Source organism: Amycolatopsis nivea (assembly GCF_004522235.1).
Lineage (GTDB): Bacteria > Actinomycetota > Actinomycetes > Mycobacteriales > Pseudonocardiaceae > Amycolatopsis > Amycolatopsis nivea.
On record NZ_SDLT01000025.1, the window covers coordinates 132,949 to 148,100 of the forward strand.

A 15,152-nucleotide genomic window follows, 5' to 3' on the forward strand; every position below is an offset into this window, starting at 1 on the left:
CAGTATGACTGTCCGGCAGACGCCGGGACGGGGTTTCGTCACGGCGCGGTCCGCACCGACACCGGCGGCGCGACCGGAGCCGGTCCGCCCGGATGGCCGAGCGCGACTCCGGACACGAGCGCGGCCGCGGCGAGCCACAACGCGGCGCGCACCAGCAGAGAAAACGAACAGACGACCTTCACGACAAGCTCCTTCCGAGGATTTCCGCCTGCCTGATCAGCGGCTTGTCCCGAGAATGCGGGAGCGCGCGGCAATCGGGGAAGGAGTTTCCCGTTTCCACCTTAATCGCGTGAACGGGGAACCGGAGGCAACGCCGCGGCGAAAGGCATTCCGCTCTGATGAGCAGGGCGCCAGCCCGCACGCCGGCCCGGTCGCGGGATCGAAAGCGGCGCAGCCGTCCCTGACTGGAACAGTCACCCGCCGTTTCGGGAAGGAGCCATCCGAGCGAATTTCCGCCCGGATAAACCCGGTCGCACCAGCCGGACGCGGGAATGGGAAATCATTCCGGTCACAGTCCGTGCGCCGGGCCCGGGCGAGGCTGGACATCCGCGCCCGCATTGCGGAACAGTGGCTGCGGGCGGGGAGACGCGAGGGAGGAACGGGTGGAACCGAACGCGGCGGACTTGGTCGCGGAATTGAAAGTGCTCCGGAAGGGGCGCGGCGTTTTCACCACTCCGCTCGGGATTCGGGTCGGCCCGGTCCTGCGCGAGGTGTGCGGGATTCCCGACAACGCGGAAAACGTCGAGATCCGCGACCGGCTCGCGCACGTGCTGGAACCGCTGGCCAAGACGCTCCCGGACGACCTCCGGATCGCCGTGCTCGCGGCGTTCGCGATGCACGAACCGGCGCGCAAGCCGTTCTACCAGGAGCGGGTGCACTGGGCCGCGCGCGAGCTCGACCGCGACGACCGCACGATCCGGCGGCGCATCGACGAGGGCATCGAGCACGTCGCGCACCTCGCGCTCGCCGGCCCGCGCGAGGGCGGCGGGCGGCCCGCGCCCGAGGGCAGCTGGCACACCGAACTGCTGCGCGTGTCCCTCGCCCTGGACCAGGAGCGGCCCGAGGTGTTCGAGTTCCGGCGGATCGTCGCCGACGCCGACGAGCTCGCCGAACTGGACCTCGCGCTCACCCTCACCACCACGTCCACGGCCTCCGGGCCGGTGCGGGAAAGCGATCTGGACGTCGACGTCTTCCACGGCGGCACGCTGGTCCGCCGCGCGATGGAGTCGAACGACCGGGTCGGGCTGGCGCTGCAGCTGGCCGAACCGTTGCCGCGCGGGAAAACGCACGACCTCGCGCTGCGGTTCCGCGCGGAGTTCCGGCATCCGCACTACGTGTGCGTGCCGCGGCATCCGGTCGACCGGTTCGACCTGCACGTGCGCTTCCCGGCCGCGCCGCCGACCGAAATCGTGCGGCTGGACCGCGTGTTCCAGGACGACGCACGCGATCTGGGCGCGCGCGGCGACGTGGTGAGCCCGGACGGCTCGGGCGAGGTGCACCTGCGGTTCGACCGGCTCGCGCCCGGGTTCGCCTACGGCATCCGGTGGAGCCCGGCCGGCTGAACCTCCCCGGCCGGGCCCGGCTCCGGTCAGTGCGTGATCATCGCGATTCCCCTTCCCGATCGGGATTTCTCCGACCGCACCGGGATCGCCGCCGCGCCGCACCGCGCTACCCGCCGGCGGAACCTGTCCAAGATCTGTCCAGGTCCGTGCGGATTCCGTTGCCGCGCAACGGACAGAAGCTGGACAACACCTGCCCGGGCGCAACACCGGCGCCCGGGCGGCCGATTCCCGGATCGAGCGGGCGAGACCACCGCGGCCGCCCGTACGAAAGGAACGACCCCTATGCCCACCGCCACCGTGCCCGAACCGGTCGAAGGCTACGTCCCGCTGTCCGCGCTGCCGCGCCCGTCCGAACTTGCGCAGCGGCTGGAAACCGTGGTCCGCGCGGCCCGCGACAAGGTCCCCGGCGCGGCTCCGGAACTGCTGGGGCTGCTGAAACCGGTGATCGCGCGCTACTGCCGCGCCCGCATCGGCGGACGCGACCTGTCGTACCTGTCGGCCGACGACGTCGCGCAGGAGGTGTGCATCGCGGTCCTGCAGGCCGTCCCGGGCTACGAGGACCGCGGCGGATCGTTCCTGCACCTGGTGCGCGCGATCGCGGCGAACAAGGTGGCCGACGCGTTCCGCGCGGTGTCGCGCGACCGCTCGCGGCCGGTGTCCGACGTCCCGGAGAACCCGGATCTGGGCGACGGCCCCGAATCGCACACGATGACGGCCGACCTCGGCGCTTCGCTGGGCAGGCTGATGGCCGGCATGCCGAAGCTGCAGCAGGAAATCCTGACGCTGCGCGTCGTCGTCGGCCTCACCTCGGCCGAGACGGCGAAGGCGCTGGGGATGTCGCCGGGCAACGTCCGGGTGACGCAATGCCGCGCGCTGGCGAAACTGCGGGACTCGATCCAGGAGCAGGGACTCGCCGAAGCGCTGCTGACGTGAACTCGCACCATCGCCGGAACTGGTCCGGACCACTGGAGAAAAAATCCCCGAAGTTCACCCGCTCGGGCCACTTCGGCGGCGCGGGCGGGCCCGGAACGCCCGGGTCCGGACCGGCTCAGCCCGCGTCGAGCCGTCGTTTCATCCGGCGCAGGAACGCGATCCGGTCGGTCTCCACGCGGACCGCCGTGCGATCCGGGTAGATGTCGAACACGCCGGTCATCCCGGTTTCGGCCAGCCTGCGGCCCGCCGCGCCCGAGGGGTGCGCGAGCAGCCGCAGCACCACGCCCTCGGCGGCCGCGCGGTCCTGCGCGGCCCGCAGGACGTGCACGCCCGCGTCGCTCAATTCGGTCAGCCCGGTCAGGTCCAGCACCAGCGCCATCGGGCGCTTGGCCAGCGCGAACGTCACCGCCCGCACCACCACCAGCGCGGTGCCGGCGTCGAGTTCCCCCGCCAGCAGCAGCGTGAGCACGTCGAGGTCGTCGTAGCGGTACGACGACTTCAGCCGTGCCGATCCCTGTGAGCCGGCTTCCATCCGCGTGCAGCACTCCCTGTCCAGGCGGGGCCCGTCGCGCCCGCTCGTCCACCCGACACCATTCTGGACCTCCGGGCACGGTGACCGCGCTCACAGTCCTTGTCGGCGGCTCGTCAACGCGCACTGGTCCGCTTGTCCCACGACGAAAGTCGGGAACTGAACCGGCCCGACCTTCGGCGGGTTCCGTCATTTACCGACATTCACGACGGTGGGTCAGTACCTGACCACACTCCCCGTACCCACCGGAGATGATCACCAGTGCGAATCGCGCGTACCGCCGCAGTCCTGTCCGGCCTGGCCTTCGCCGCCGTCGCCGCGGCGGCCCCGGCCACCGCCGCCCCCGCCCAGCCCGCCATCATCGACGGCAGCACGGCCGACTCCCTGCACGCCGCCGCCCGGATGTTCGCCGGCGGCCAGGAGCTCTGCTCGGCCACGATCATCGCTCCCGACTGGATCCTCACCGCCCGGCACTGCACGCAGGGCGCGGGCGGCAAGCAGATCACCTTCCACGTCGGCAGCCTCGACCAGACCCAGGGCACCGAGGTCTCCGCGACGTCCGTGCACGACTCCCCCGACGCCGACATCTCGCTGGTCCAGATCGACCAGAAGGTCCAGACCGAGTACGCGCCGCTGGGCACCGCGAGCGACGTCAACGTCGGCGACACCGCGCAGGTCTACGGCTGGGGCGCGACCTGCACCGACCAGCCGGAGATCAACTGCCAGTCGCAGGTGCTGAAGGTGGCGAACGTCCAGGTCACCTCGGTCGACTGCCCGGACGGCGCGGCCGGCGTCTCGGTGTGCGCCAACCGCGGCGACGGCATCACCGCCGGCGGCGACTCCGGCGGCCCGATGTACGCGAACGGCAAGCAGGTCGGCGTCGCCTCCACGAGCGACCGCCAGTCCTACACCGCCTACATCAACGTCACCCAGTACCGCGACTGGATCCAGTCGGTCGCGGGCGTCTGATCGCGGGCGGCCCGGACCCGGACGGATCCCCGGGTCCGGGCCGCTTGTTTCACCCCTCCCCGTCCCTGGCCCGCGCGAGCACCTCCTCCAGCCGCAGCGGGCTCGCCGGGTGGTGGCTCAGGCACAGCGGCGTCGACACCCGCCGGAACCCGAACGCCTCGCCGGACACGTAGAACTGGGCCCGCTCCAGCCGCGAGATGTCCGCCACCGGACTCCCCTTCGCCCGCGCCATCTCGTTCGCCGCGGCGATCTGCGCCGGGCTGTTGAGCCGCCCGAAGAACTGCGTCATCGCGTTGCCGGCGATCTGGTTGTGCAGGCCCTTCGGGGCTTGCGTCGCGAACAGCAGCCCCAGCCCGTACTTCCGGGCCTGCGCGGCGAGCACGATCGTGCTGCGCGTGCTCGCGGTGAGCGACCCGGACGCCGCGAGCGTCTGCGCCTCGTCCATCACGAACAACGCGCCCAGCGGCCGGTCTCCCGCCGGATTCCGCTTGATCCACGCGAACAGCTCCATCTGCAGCTGGTTCACGAAACTCTGCCGCTGCGCCTCGGCGGGCAGCCCGGCGAAGCTGATCACCGAGATCCGCGCCCGCTTGCCGTCGGCCGGGGTGAGCAGCACCGCCGGGTCGGCCGGGGTGCCGGCTCCGGCGAACAGCGGATCGTTCACCATCGCGGCCTTGAGCAGCTCCGCGACCTCAGCGGCGATTTTCCGGCCGCCGTTGAGATTCGTGACGCCTTCGGGGAGGTCCTCGAGGACCTCGATCAGCTCCGGCAGGCTCCGCGACCCGGCGCGGGCGTGGTGCACGATCGTCTGCCGCAGCACGGCCAGTCCGATGTCCGCCTTCGCGGTGCTGCCGGTGAGCCGAGCCTGCGGCGCGAGTGCCGCGACCGCCACCTCGACTGCCGCGGAGAACTCGTCCTCGTCGTCGAGCACCCCGGCGAAGTCCGGCAACGGCTCGAACCCGAGCGGCCGCCCGGTGGCGCGGCCCGGCGTCCAGACGACTACGTCGGTTTCCTCGAAGTAGCGCTCGGCGAGCTGGGCGTCTTCCGGACCCCAGCCGCTCGGCGGACTCGGCCACGCGTCGCCGAGGCGGGCGAGGTCGTTGTTCGGGTCCAGCACGATGGACGACACGCCGAGCAGCGCGCATTCCTCGATGATCCGGCGCAGGAGCACCGTTTTCCCCGACCCGGAACCGGCGAAGACGGCGGCGTGCTTGCGCAGGGCGGAGAGTTCGATGCGGATGGGTTTGCCGGAACCGGTTTCGGTGCCGAGGGTGAGGGCGCCGTCGGGCGGCGGGTGGGTCCCGTCCGAACGCGGGGCTTGGGCGGTTCCGTTGCGGCTTGAGCGCGCGGTCTGGGTGAAGAGGGAGGGCTGAGCGGCGGGTGCCGGGTGCACGGGTCGCTTCTCTACTGGCAGCGGGGCTGGGTTCGCGGGGCCGCCGGAGCGCACCGCCGCGTCAGGCAGGACTCCGGACAGCAGCTGGGAGCGCCGCGCGGGCCTGCGGTCGATGAGCCATTCGTGGACGTCCGGGCCGCCCTTGGCGAACATCTCGTCCAGCGCCCAGAACGTGCGGACGTCCGCTTCGGACATCTTGAGCCGCTTCCCTCCGGCGGCTTCGAACGCCCGGATCTCGGCCTGCGTCTTTTCCCCTTTGGACCACGAGGAGTTCCGGATCAGGACGAGGTGGCGGTTGTCCGCCCCGGGCCGCAGTCCCGCGGCCGAGCGCGCCTTGCGGAACCGGTTGAGCACCGCGAGCGGATGCCGCACGGAGATCGCCCGGAACGCCCAGTGCTCCTCCAGATCGGAGTCCTCGTCGAGGGTGTGGGTGAGCCACGCGTGCAGTTCGTCCTCGCTGCCGCGGGCGTCCCACTCCATTTCGTCGTCGCCGACCTCGGTGATCCAGCCGCGCAGCGCGGCCGACAGCAGCCGGGGCATCACCTCGTCTTCCACTTTGTGGTCGAGCAGCGCCGACGGATCCGCGGCCGCGCGCAACTGCTCGAACCAGGCGTCGAGTTCGGCGAAGCGGTCCGGCTTCGGTTCCGCGCGGGCCGAAAGCACCGGTGGGGCGTCGGTGTCGAAGCTGGTCAGCTCCTGCACCCGCTCCGCGCGGACGCAGGCGTCGATGTGCGCGCCGATCCGCTTCAGCAGTTCGCGCGGGGTGTACTCCTCCCACGGCCCGTCGAACGCGGAAGGCGCGACCGGCCAGGTCGAATGCGGCGGGGTGAAGTCCATCGCGGCGTAAGCCACTCCGAGCCGCCGCTCCACCAGCCGCCGTCCGACCTCGGCGTCGAGCACCCGGCCGAGCGTCAGCGTTTCGCGGAAGCGGTCCGGCACGGTGTCCGAGGCCTTGTCCTTGATCAGCATCCACGTCGTCGGGAGGCAGGCGAGCACGGTCAACGTCCGCCGGGTGACCTCGCGCAGTTCCATCAGGCCGTCGGCGATCTGGGCGACGAGGAAGTCTTCCTCGCCGCGATGCCCGATTTCGCGAGCCTGCAACGAAGACCGGGCGATGAGCGTGTCGAGCTGGTCGACCCCGATCACGAGCGGACCGGTGAGCGCGAGCAGCCGCGTGATGTCGTGCACCTGCCCCAGCGCGGACTTCGCCTTCGCCCGGATGCCCCACTTCCGGCGGACGCCGGATTTCGACTCCTCGGAACTGCCGAGGTACTCGTCGCCGATCTCGTTCTGGGTCAGGTCTTCCGCGGCGTACAGCACCAGCGCGCGGGCCGTGTCCGCGCATTCCACGGCGACCTGGCGGTCGAGCTTGCGCAGCCCCAGCACGAACGCGTCGAGGTGCGCGCGAGTCAGCGCGCCCGTGCCCAGCAACGCCGAAGTCGCTTCCCAGGACACGTCGCCGCGTTCGCAGACCCGGCGCACGAAACTGCGCAGCTGCGTCTCGCCGGAGTCGTCGGTGCGCAGCAGACCGCGGCGCAGCGCGTCGGCCGTGTTCTCCCAGAAAGCGTCGCCCGCGGTGAGGTCGTCGAGGAAGAAGTACCCGCCCGCGCGGTGCGCCGCCCGCCGGACCATTCCGAGGAGATGGGTCTTGCCGACGCCCTTCATCCCCTGCATGACCAGGCCGATCGGGCTCGGCCCCTCGCTCGCCGCCGCGTCGCGGATGCCGACGTCGATCGCGGCGATCACGTCCGCATGCAGCCCGTCGACGTGGTACGGCGAATCGCGCCATACGTGGTCGGGCGTGTCGGCCCAGTCGAACCGCAAAGTCGCCAGCACGGCCAGATGTTCGATCATGACGCCTCGATGGACAGCATGTGGTTCTCTTCACCGCCGATGCGCACAGCCGCCGCCCGGTCCGCCGCGGTCAGCACCTTGCGGTTGGATTCCGGCACCAGTTTCGCTTGCCCGGTACGGCTCAGCTCCTTGAGCACCGCGTCGACCTCGGCGGTCTCGGCGTGGCCGAGCGACGACCGCAGATCGGCCAGCCCCACCCACCCCCGGGGCTCGCGAGCGAGTTCGCGATAGGCCTTGACGATCATTTCCTTGAGGTTGACCGCCTGCGGCGCGTTGCCCTCCGCGCCGCCGAAAACCTCCTTGAGCGAAACGTTGTGCAGCCGCAGGTACTCGAAGAACTTGTTCAGCGCCAGGTAAGCCACCACGGTCAGCGTGCTCCGCACCGGTTGCGGCGGGGACAGCGCGGCCAGTTCCTCCGCGCACCAGTCCCAGCCGGCGTCGGTGAGCTGATGCGCGAACGCGCGGCCGGATTTCCTGCTGCTGACGTAGCGCTGGTTGAGCTTGACCCGGTCCTTCCCGTCGAGCGCGAAGCCCGCGGCTTCGCGCAGTTCCGGATTCGTCATCTCCTTGCCGTGCACCATCAGCGCGATCATCGCCGCGGACTGCTTGTGGCTCAGTCGTTCGTGCATCCGCCGTCCTTCCTCGGGGCATCCCGGCCGCGGGCGCGGGCGGGTGTCTGGCAGGTGCGGCTAGTTGCCGTTCACCCGCACGTCGAGCACTTGCTGGGCCCACGCCAGGGCCTTCTGGACCGGCAGCGGCGGCGGTATCGCGCCGTTGTCGTGACGCGGGCGCAGCACCACGGCCAGGTCCGCGCCGAGCTCCTGCGCGCGCACGCTGTCCCCGGCCCCGACGACAGCGGGCAGTTCGCTGGCGAACTCGCCCACGAGGTCCCACAGTTCCGGACGCAGCCGGACGTGTTCGGCTTGCCGCAGCAGGGAAACCAGGTCCGCTTGACCGGTGTCGACCAGTGCCCGTCCGGCGCCGATCTCGTCGGCGAGGGTCCGCGCGACCTTCGCCGGGCCGTTCAGCGCGCTGAGGCGCAGATGCCGCAGGTTGCCGAGGTAGCCGGACAGCTCGCGCGAGTCGGTTCCCTCGGTGAGCACCGGGATCAGCCTGCGGTCCTGGCCGAGCGTGCGGTGCAGGAACAACTCGACCTCCGCCAGCTGCCACCGGCTCGCCTTGCCGTCGATCACCAGGCACAGGTGCCGGGCGTCGGCTTCCGCGCGGCCGAGCCAAGAACGGTCGCCCGACAGCGACCGGCCCACCCGGATGCCGAGATTCTCCAGCTCCGCCACCAGCTCCCGGGAGGCTTCGAGGTTCGACCGGGGCATGCTGACCTGGATGTCGTAGGCGAAACTCTGCGTCCGGGTGCGCACCGCGGCCACGTACGCGTCGCGGTTTTCGGCCAGCAGCTCGGTCCGGTCGAAGGAATGCGCGATCACCGCGGCGACGGTCTCGAGCGCGAACCCGATCTGGTCCGCACCCGGGCTTTTCTCCAGCAGCACCGGCAGTTGTTCGCCGAAGGTCCAGTACGAGACGTAAGGCAAAGTGAGGTGGCGCGCGATCACCGCGGGCGGAACGTCCTGGTCCAGCCAGCTGTCGAACAGGCTTCGCGTCTCCTTGAGGCAGATCTCCCGCCAGCTTTCCGACCGGTCGTACTCCTCGCGCGTGTCGAACCGCGAAAGCACCGGCAGCACAGGAAGCTGCGGACGGTCGTACGGCAGGGCGTTCCGCGCGACATTCGCCCGGCGCGCGACGTCGACCGCGCCGCGCACGCTCTGCATGTTCGCGGTGTAGAGGACGACCAGCCGGTCCGGCAGGTGCGCGGTGCAGATGCTGCCGACGTCGGAGATCCCCGTGCGGCTGTCGAGCAGGACGTAGTCGTACTCCGAGGTCCAGGCTTCCCGGCAGCGTTCGAGGTACTCGCCGAATTCCTCGTCGTACAGCCCTTCCCAGTCGATTCCCTGCACCTGTCCCGGATACTCGGGGCCGTCGTCGCCCGCGGCGAGAAAGTCCAGCGTGCCGGGCACGTTGTCCAGACGGACCGGAAGGATGTGCCGGTTCGGCCGGACGGTGCCCGCCCGGAAATCGGCGACGAGATCGACTACGCCGCCTTGCGGATCGTGGTCCAGCTTCGGCCGGAAGTACTCGTGCAGACCCGGTGCTTCGAGGTCCCAGTCGATGCACAGCACCCGGTGTCCCCAGCGGGCCAGCAGCACCGCGATGTTGGCCAGCGTGAAGCTGCGGCCGACGCCGCCCTTGTAGGAATAGAAGGTGATCACGACGCCCGTCATCGCTCAGAGCCTCGGGAACCGGGAAGCGGGCGGGACGTCCGGCCGCGGAGTCAGCACCGGCCAGTCCGGCCGCCACGCCGGGGCCGCGCTGAGCAGTTCTTCGATCTCGGTCGCGATGCGGTTCATCTGGTCGTGGAAACCGATGTATTTGGCCGAGACCTGGAATTGCTCGTACGGATGATTCCACTCGGTCAGGTTCTTCATCCGGCGCTGGTGCGCGTACGGCGGGAAGTTTTTCGAATCGCAGTAGATGACCGGGTAGATCAGGGTCGCCGGGCGGTCCCGTCCGGCGAGTTCTTCGCGGCGTTCCATCGAGGCCCATTCGGCGAGGCACCACTCGTTGTAGAAGTACTTCGGCGAGCACACCGGGACCAGGATTCTGGTGTGCCGCAACGCGGAGCGCAGTTCGTCCGGCCACTTGCCGCCGACCCGCACCGACCCGTCGAAGAACACCTGGACGTCCCGGTCGAGGTTGCCGTCGAGCAGTTCGCACAGCCGCGGGTGGAAATGGTTGCGGACCCATTTGGAGATGGCCTCGGCGCGCCGTTCGTAACTGATGAAAACGTCGTAGTGGTACACCTGGGCAGCGCTCCCCCGTCGATTTCCGCGTCCTGGCGATCCCGTCCTCGGACCACGACGATACCTTTGGCGAAGACCCCGGCAAGGGACAGATTCTGGACACTTTGTGGCCGAAAACCCGCTGCCGCCGGCCGGACCCGAGACTGGACCGGTCGCTGCCGCCGGAATTCGAGGAGCCCGATGTCCGCCCCCGCCGCACCCCGGATCTTCATCAGCTACGCCCACGACACCGCCGCCGAGCACTACCGGCAGGTCGGGACCTTCGCCACCTTCCTCCGCGCCAAGATCGGGCTCGACGTCCGGCTGGACCAATGGGACGACGCGTCCCGGATCGACTGGTCGGCCTGGGCGATCCGGAACATCCACGCCGCCGATTTCGTGCTGGTGATCGCCTCGCCGAACTACCGGCGGCGCGCGGACGGCGAGGCGCCCTTCGACGAGGGCCGCGGCTCCCAGTTCGAGGCGCGGATCATGCGCGACGCGCTCACCCGCGACCTGGAGCGCGAGACCAGCCGCATCCTGCCGGTGGTGCTGCCCGGCGCTTCGGTCGAAGACATCCCGGCGTTTCTCACCCCGTATTCCACCACGCATTTCCGGATTCCCGAATTCACCGACGACGGCGTCGCCGGGCTGATCTCCGCGATCACCGGACGCAGCCAGAACGAACGGCCGGTGCGCGGGATCTGGCGCGGGGCAACGGATTCCGCTCCTGGGCCGGTACTGGCGACCGAGCTGCCGTGGCGTGACAAGAGCGCGGACATCACCGCCGGCTCAGCAAGGATCGACGGGATCAGCTACGAGCACAGCGTCGTTTTCCGCACCGCCGGGCCGACTTCCGGGGCGTGGGCGTTCGCGGAAATCGACCTCGGCGGCTCCTACGCGCATTTCACCGCGGTCGCCGGAGTGCTCGACGACGCCGAGGACGCGGATTTCCAGATCGGGCAGTTCTGCGTCCGGCTCGACGGCGAAATCCGGCACCTCGACCATTCCGCGTCCGGCAGTCCGCGGCACACCGAACTCGACGTCACCGGCGTCCGCCGGCTGCGGCTCGAGATCCGCCGTCCCGCGGCGGGCCCGGCTGCCCGCACCACCCGCCCGGCCGCGCTTGCCTGGGGAAACCCGACACTGCGCTAGGCGCGCGTTTCCTGCTTTCGAGGAAACAGGAAACGCCTTGTCCGCGCCCGTTCCCGGATCGCATTCTGGGTGCACGCCGCTCGTTCCGGGCGGTTCGCCGAGAATCACGGAAACCCGATCAGCCGCGAAAGAGCACTGTTTCGCGGCCGGGGTTTTCTGTGCCTGGATCCGGGAGGGAGGTGCGGGAAAATGCAGACGCACGGAATCGTTCTCATCCTCACGCTGCTGGGCCTGGCCTGACGCGGAACGGCCGGATTCGCCGCGAGGGCGGATCCGGCCTATCCGCGGGCCCGCAGGTGGTCCCGCAAGGCCCGCGCGACCCGCGCCATCAAGATCTCCGCTTCCGGCTGGATCGCCGCGGGCACCCGGGATTCGGTGAGCGCGGCGACCGCGAACGCCTGGCCGTCCGAGTGCTCCACCACCCCGATCTCGTGCCGCAAATTCACCAGCGTCCCGGTTTTCGAGGACCACTTCGCGGAATCGGACGCGAAATCCGGGGCCAGCCGTTGGCGCAGCAGGTTTTCGCCCATCAGCTGCCGCACCCGCGCGGACACGTCCGGGTCGATTTTCGACGGCGTCCACAACGCGGTCAGCAAATCGGTGAACGCGCGTGCCGAACCGGAACTCGCGCGCGAAACGTCCAGCTGCCGCACCGGATGTCCCTGCCCCTCGGTCACCGCGCCGATCGCCAGCGAATGCGCGAGGTGCACCTCGGCCGCGTCGAACCGTTCCACCGGCGTGTCGCTCAGCTCGCTCAGCGAATGCCGCACCGAGATGCCGGTGATGCCCCAGTCCCGCACCGTCCGGGTGACCTCCGCGGGCGAGGTGAGGGCGAACAGTTCGTCAGCCGCCGCGCTGTCGCTGATCGCGGAGGCCAGGTACATCAGGTCCTCGACCGAAACCCGCGCCGGATGCCGGAACCGCGCCAGGCCGGTCGGCCCCGCGCTCTCGGCACGCCCGGGCTCGACCTCCACCTGCCGCGCGCCGTCCAGTTCGCCGCGCCGGATCCGGTCCTGCGTCACCGCGACGAGCGGCACCTTGACCAGCGACGCGGTGGCGAACTCCAGGTCGGGCTCGATCCCGATCTCGCGGCCGGACCCGAGATCGCGGACGAGGAACGAGCCTCGCAGCCCGCCCTCGTCGAGTTCGTCCCGCAGCCGTGCCAGCAGCGCCTCAGTGTTCACGGCGCCAGTCTGCCGCACCGCCCGGGCCCGGACGGCGAGCGCGCTCCCCCGTCGCGACCTCCGCCCCCAGGCACCGCGCGATCGCGGCACGCAACGGCGCCCGCACCCGGTCGACGTCGTCGCCCAGCCCCGCCGCCACGTCGTATCCCCGCGCGAGCCGGACGCCGCCCACCGGACGCCACGCCAGCCCCAGTTCCCGCGCCTGGTCCGCCGAGCACAACAGCAGATCCGCCGACCCGATCACGCTCGCCGCGGCCGTCGTCAGCGTCCCGGCGACCTCGACCTGCGCGGGCAGCAGCCCGGCCGCGTCGCGGGCGCGGAAGACGCGGTCGCGGACATGCGGCACGTCGTCCTCCGGCTGGACCCACACCCGGCGGCGCGCCCCGCGAGACCGGCCCGCGCGCAGGGTTTCCAGGTGCACCACGGCTTCGTCCGGCTCGGCCTCGCTCGCCAGCCCGAGCGGCACCGTCCACACCCCGTCCTCCGGCGGCACCGCGACCAGCGCGGCCCGCACCTCCTGCGTCCGCACCAGTTCGGCCCGCTCGGCAGGCCCGGCGACGCGGAACTCCAGAAAGACCTCCACCGTCCGCGCCTGCGCTTCGAGTTCGGCGAGATCGCGGGTGGTCGACGTGTCCGGGACCGCCAGCCGCAACGGCCGCCGACGCGCGCGCTGCGCGTCCGATTCCATCGCCTCGGCGAGCCGGACCAGGCGTTGCGCGGACGGCAGCAGGTCCCGGCCGAACGGCGTGAGCCGCGCCCGCCGCGTCGACCGGTCGAACAGCCGCTCTCCCAGGTGCTTCTCGAGCGCGGCGATCCGGCGGCTCGCCACCGGCTGCGGGATCCGCGCGACCGCCGCGCCGCCGGTGAAGCTCCCCGCTTCGGTCACGCTCACGAACGCTTTGCAGCAGCCGACCAAGTCCACGACCAGAGCTTATGCCAGATTCGCATCATGTCGCACGGAAGTGTCTTGGACCGCATGAACCGGACGCGGGCACGCTGCTGGGGAGTTGATCGACTTCGGAGGGAGAACCCCGTGTTCCGCAGGCTGACCCTGGCCGCGTTCGCATTGGTCGCGCTAGCCTCATGTGCCACACCAGCAACACCGGTCGCCCCGGCGAGTTCCGCGCAGTCCGCCGCGCCGGCGGCGGCCAAGACAGTCGCGCAGCCGGATTTCGCCGCGCTGGAGAAGGCTTTCGGCGCCCGGCTCGGCGTCTACGCGATCGACACCGGCGACGGCCGCGAGGTCGCCTATCACGCGGACGACCGGTTTGCCTACGCTTCCACGCACAAGGTGTTCAACGCGGCAGCGATCCTGCACCGCGGGGATGATCTGACCCGCACGGTCACGATTCGGCAAAGCGATCTCGTGCCCAATTCCCCGATTACGGAGAAGCACATCGGGGAGCAAATGTCGTTACAGAGCGTCCTCGACGCTGCGCTGCGTTACAGCGACAACACGGCGGATAACCTCATGTTCCGCGAAATCGGGGGTCCCGCCGGGCTGGCTGCGGAGCTGCGCCGGCTGGAGGATACGGTCACCCACGTGGACCGCATCGAGCCCGCTCTCAACGAGACGAGCCCTGGTGACGTCCGGGACACGACCACCCCGCGAGTCTGGGCCAAGGACCTGCGCGCCGTCGCGCTCGACTCGGGACTCCCGGCGGACAAACAGGCCGTGCTGACCAAGATCATGCGCGCCAACACCACCGGCGCGCACGTGATCCGCGCCGGCGTGCCCGCGGACTGGCAGGTCGCGGACAAGACCGGGTCCGCCGATTACGGCACGCGCAACGACATCGCCGTGCTCTGGCCGCCGCACCGCGCGCCGATCGTGCTCACTGTGCTGTCCGATCGCCCGCAGAAGGACGCGAAGACCGACGACAAGCTGATCGCGCAGGCCGCCGCCGCGGTCGTGAAGGCGTTGCAGTGACCGGAATCTACCGGGTGGTCACCCACGTGCTCGCGGTGCTTTTTGTGCCGGTCGCGTGGGTGGTCGCGCGGGGCCGGGCACGGCACGTCGCGTGCCAGTGGGCGCTGGGGGCCCGCTATCCGGCCGAAAACCTCGCCGGGCTCACCCCCGGCACGCACGCCGCATTCACCGCGGCGCGCACCGAAGCGTTGTGGCGGCACGGAATCCTGCTCGGCCTGACTTCCGGTCACCGGGACGCCGCGACGCAGGCCGACCTGTTCCATGCCGAGGTCCAGCGCGCCGGTTCGCACGAACTCGCCCTGCACCTCACGCTCCCGCCCGCGCAATCGCAGCACGTGCGGGGCGTCGCGCTCGACGTGCGGCCCTACGAAGGCGCGCAGTGGCTCGAAGCCCACGGCGGACGGTTCGGCCTGTATCGCGTGTACGACAACGAATGGTGGCATTTCGAGTACCACCCGGACGGCCGCCCGCAGCGGCTGCCGCATCCCGGTTTCGCCGCCACTCGCGCCGCCAGCTGAGCCTGGTTCGTCCACTGTGGACCAGGCCGTGAGTCACAGATACGTGACGAAACCGGACAAGCGGTAACGAAAGCCTGAGCCGGGCGAATAACCGGATGTGCCCGGGGGCGTCCTGGGCCTGTCCCGAACGGAAACCGCATGATTCGCCCGGTCTCGAACCGTCTCCTCCTGCGCTGGGGCGCCGTAGCGGCCGCCGCCGCGCTCGCGTGCACCGCCTGCTCCGGCTCCGGCTCCGGCGGGAACGCCGCCCCGCCGCCCGCCGCCGGCGCTGCC

14 protein-coding genes are annotated in these 15,152 nt (G+C 70.6%); 6 read left to right on the forward strand and 8 right to left on the reverse strand.

Annotation, left to right across the window (positions count from 1 at the left end; genetic code table 11):
- Nucleotides 1-38: 38 nt before the first annotated feature.
- Nucleotides 39-182: a hypothetical protein gene (locus EIZ44_RS45215; RefSeq protein ID WP_205670120.1), complete on the reverse strand. Its 144-nt coding sequence runs from the start codon at nucleotides 180-182 to the stop codon at nucleotides 39-41.
- A 420-nt stretch (nucleotides 183-602) separates the two neighbouring features.
- Here EIZ44_RS45215 and EIZ44_RS27045 point away from each other — a divergent pair, with 420 nt between their 5' ends.
- Together EIZ44_RS27045 and EIZ44_RS27050 are read left to right on the forward strand one after the other, a co-directional pair.
- Entirely contained in the window at nucleotides 603-1,562 is a 960-nt protein-coding gene (locus EIZ44_RS27045) for a hypothetical protein (RefSeq protein WP_106961345.1), read from the forward strand.
- 282 nt (nucleotides 1,563-1,844) lie between these two features.
- Nucleotides 1,845-2,495 (forward strand): sigma-70 family RNA polymerase sigma factor, encoded by a 651-nt coding sequence (locus EIZ44_RS27050; RefSeq protein ID WP_167754289.1) that lies wholly within the window; start codon nucleotides 1,845-1,847, stop codon nucleotides 2,493-2,495.
- 115 nt (nucleotides 2,496-2,610) lie between these two features.
- Here EIZ44_RS27050 and EIZ44_RS27055 read toward each other — a convergent pair whose 3' ends face one another.
- The gene (locus tag EIZ44_RS27055; RefSeq protein ID WP_009076775.1) at nucleotides 2,611-3,027 is read right to left on the reverse strand and encodes an STAS domain-containing protein; all 417 of its coding nucleotides are present in this window, start codon (nucleotides 3,025-3,027) and stop codon (nucleotides 2,611-2,613) included.
- 258 nt (nucleotides 3,028-3,285) lie between these two features.
- Here EIZ44_RS27055 and EIZ44_RS27060 point away from each other — a divergent pair, with 258 nt between their 5' ends.
- Complete coding sequence (locus tag EIZ44_RS27060; protein WP_037819510.1) at nucleotides 3,286-3,993, forward strand: S1 family peptidase; 708 nt, start codon at nucleotides 3,286-3,288, stop codon at nucleotides 3,991-3,993.
- A 49-nt stretch (nucleotides 3,994-4,042) separates the two neighbouring features.
- On the opposite strand, the gene EIZ44_RS27065 is transcribed toward EIZ44_RS27060, so the two are convergent.
- Genes EIZ44_RS27065 through EIZ44_RS27080 form a run of 4 tightly spaced genes read right to left on the reverse strand, consistent with a single transcriptional unit; the run spans nucleotide 4,043 to nucleotide 10,113 of the window.
- The gene (locus EIZ44_RS27065) at nucleotides 4,043-7,240 is read right to left on the reverse strand and encodes an ATP-binding protein (RefSeq protein WP_134731963.1); all 3,198 of its coding nucleotides are present in this window, start codon (nucleotides 7,238-7,240) and stop codon (nucleotides 4,043-4,045) included.
- Entirely contained in the window at nucleotides 7,237-7,869 is a 633-nt protein-coding gene (locus tag EIZ44_RS27070; RefSeq protein ID WP_205670119.1) for a hypothetical protein, read from the reverse strand. The genes EIZ44_RS27065 and EIZ44_RS27070 overlap by 4 nt, the downstream gene beginning before the upstream one ends.
- Before the next feature lie 60 nt (nucleotides 7,870-7,929).
- Entirely contained in the window at nucleotides 7,930-9,534 is a 1,605-nt protein-coding gene (locus EIZ44_RS27075; RefSeq protein ID WP_134731965.1) for a KGGVGR-motif variant AAA ATPase, read from the reverse strand.
- A gap of 3 nt (nucleotides 9,535-9,537) precedes the next feature.
- Nucleotides 9,538-10,113 carry a TIR domain-containing protein gene (locus EIZ44_RS27080; RefSeq protein ID WP_043833410.1) on the reverse strand — a complete coding sequence of 192 codons (576 nt, stop codon included), beginning with the start codon at nucleotides 10,111-10,113 and terminating at the stop codon, nucleotides 9,538-9,540.
- A gap of 180 nt (nucleotides 10,114-10,293) precedes the next feature.
- On the opposite strand from EIZ44_RS27080, the gene EIZ44_RS27085 reads away from it, so the two are divergent.
- Nucleotides 10,294-11,247: an SEFIR domain-containing protein gene (locus EIZ44_RS27085; protein ID WP_167754290.1), complete on the forward strand. Its 954-nt coding sequence runs from the start codon at nucleotides 10,294-10,296 to the stop codon at nucleotides 11,245-11,247.
- Between the two features lie 278 nt (nucleotides 11,248-11,525).
- Here the strand turns inward: EIZ44_RS27085 and EIZ44_RS27090 are convergent, their stop codons facing one another.
- Nucleotides 11,526-12,431 (reverse strand): serine hydrolase, encoded by a 906-nt coding sequence (locus EIZ44_RS27090; RefSeq protein WP_037819503.1) that lies wholly within the window; start codon nucleotides 12,429-12,431, stop codon nucleotides 11,526-11,528.
- Nucleotides 12,421-13,359, reverse strand: coding sequence for a LysR family transcriptional regulator (locus tag EIZ44_RS27095; RefSeq protein WP_167754292.1), 939 nt, complete (start codon nucleotides 13,357-13,359; stop codon nucleotides 12,421-12,423). Before EIZ44_RS27095 ends, EIZ44_RS27090 begins: the two co-directional genes overlap by 11 nt.
- Nucleotides 13,360-13,464: 105 nt before the next feature.
- Here EIZ44_RS27095 and bla point away from each other — a divergent pair, with 105 nt between their 5' ends.
- Nucleotides 13,465-14,361 carry a class A beta-lactamase gene (bla, locus tag EIZ44_RS27100; RefSeq protein WP_134666528.1) on the forward strand — a complete coding sequence of 299 codons (897 nt, stop codon included), beginning with the start codon at nucleotides 13,465-13,467 and terminating at the stop codon, nucleotides 14,359-14,361.
- Complete coding sequence (locus tag EIZ44_RS27105) at nucleotides 14,358-14,879, forward strand: D-alanyl-D-alanine carboxypeptidase family protein (RefSeq protein ID WP_037819499.1); 522 nt, start codon at nucleotides 14,358-14,360, stop codon at nucleotides 14,877-14,879. The genes bla and EIZ44_RS27105 overlap by 4 nt, the downstream gene beginning before the upstream one ends.
- The last annotated feature ends 273 nt before the right edge of the window (nucleotides 14,880-15,152 follow it).

Coding starts and splice junctions, on each gene's coding strand:
- EIZ44_RS27070 (WP_205670119.1), bottom strand. CDS start 7,869: ATGCACGAACGACTGAGCCACAAGCAGTCCGCGGCGATGATCGCGCTG.
- EIZ44_RS27065 (WP_134731963.1), bottom strand. CDS start 7,240: ATGATCGAACATCTGGCCGTGCTGGCGACTTTGCGGTTCGACTGGGCC.
- EIZ44_RS27055 (WP_009076775.1), bottom strand. CDS start 3,027: ATGGAAGCCGGCTCACAGGGATCGGCACGGCTGAAGTCGTCGTACCGC.
- EIZ44_RS27050 (WP_167754289.1), top strand. CDS start 1,845: ATGCCCACCGCCACCGTGCCCGAACCGGTCGAAGGCTACGTCCCGCTG.
- EIZ44_RS27085 (WP_167754290.1), top strand. CDS start 10,294: ATGTCCGCCCCCGCCGCACCCCGGATCTTCATCAGCTACGCCCACGAC.
- EIZ44_RS27075 (WP_134731965.1), bottom strand. CDS start 9,534: ATGACGGGCGTCGTGATCACCTTCTATTCCTACAAGGGCGGCGTCGGC.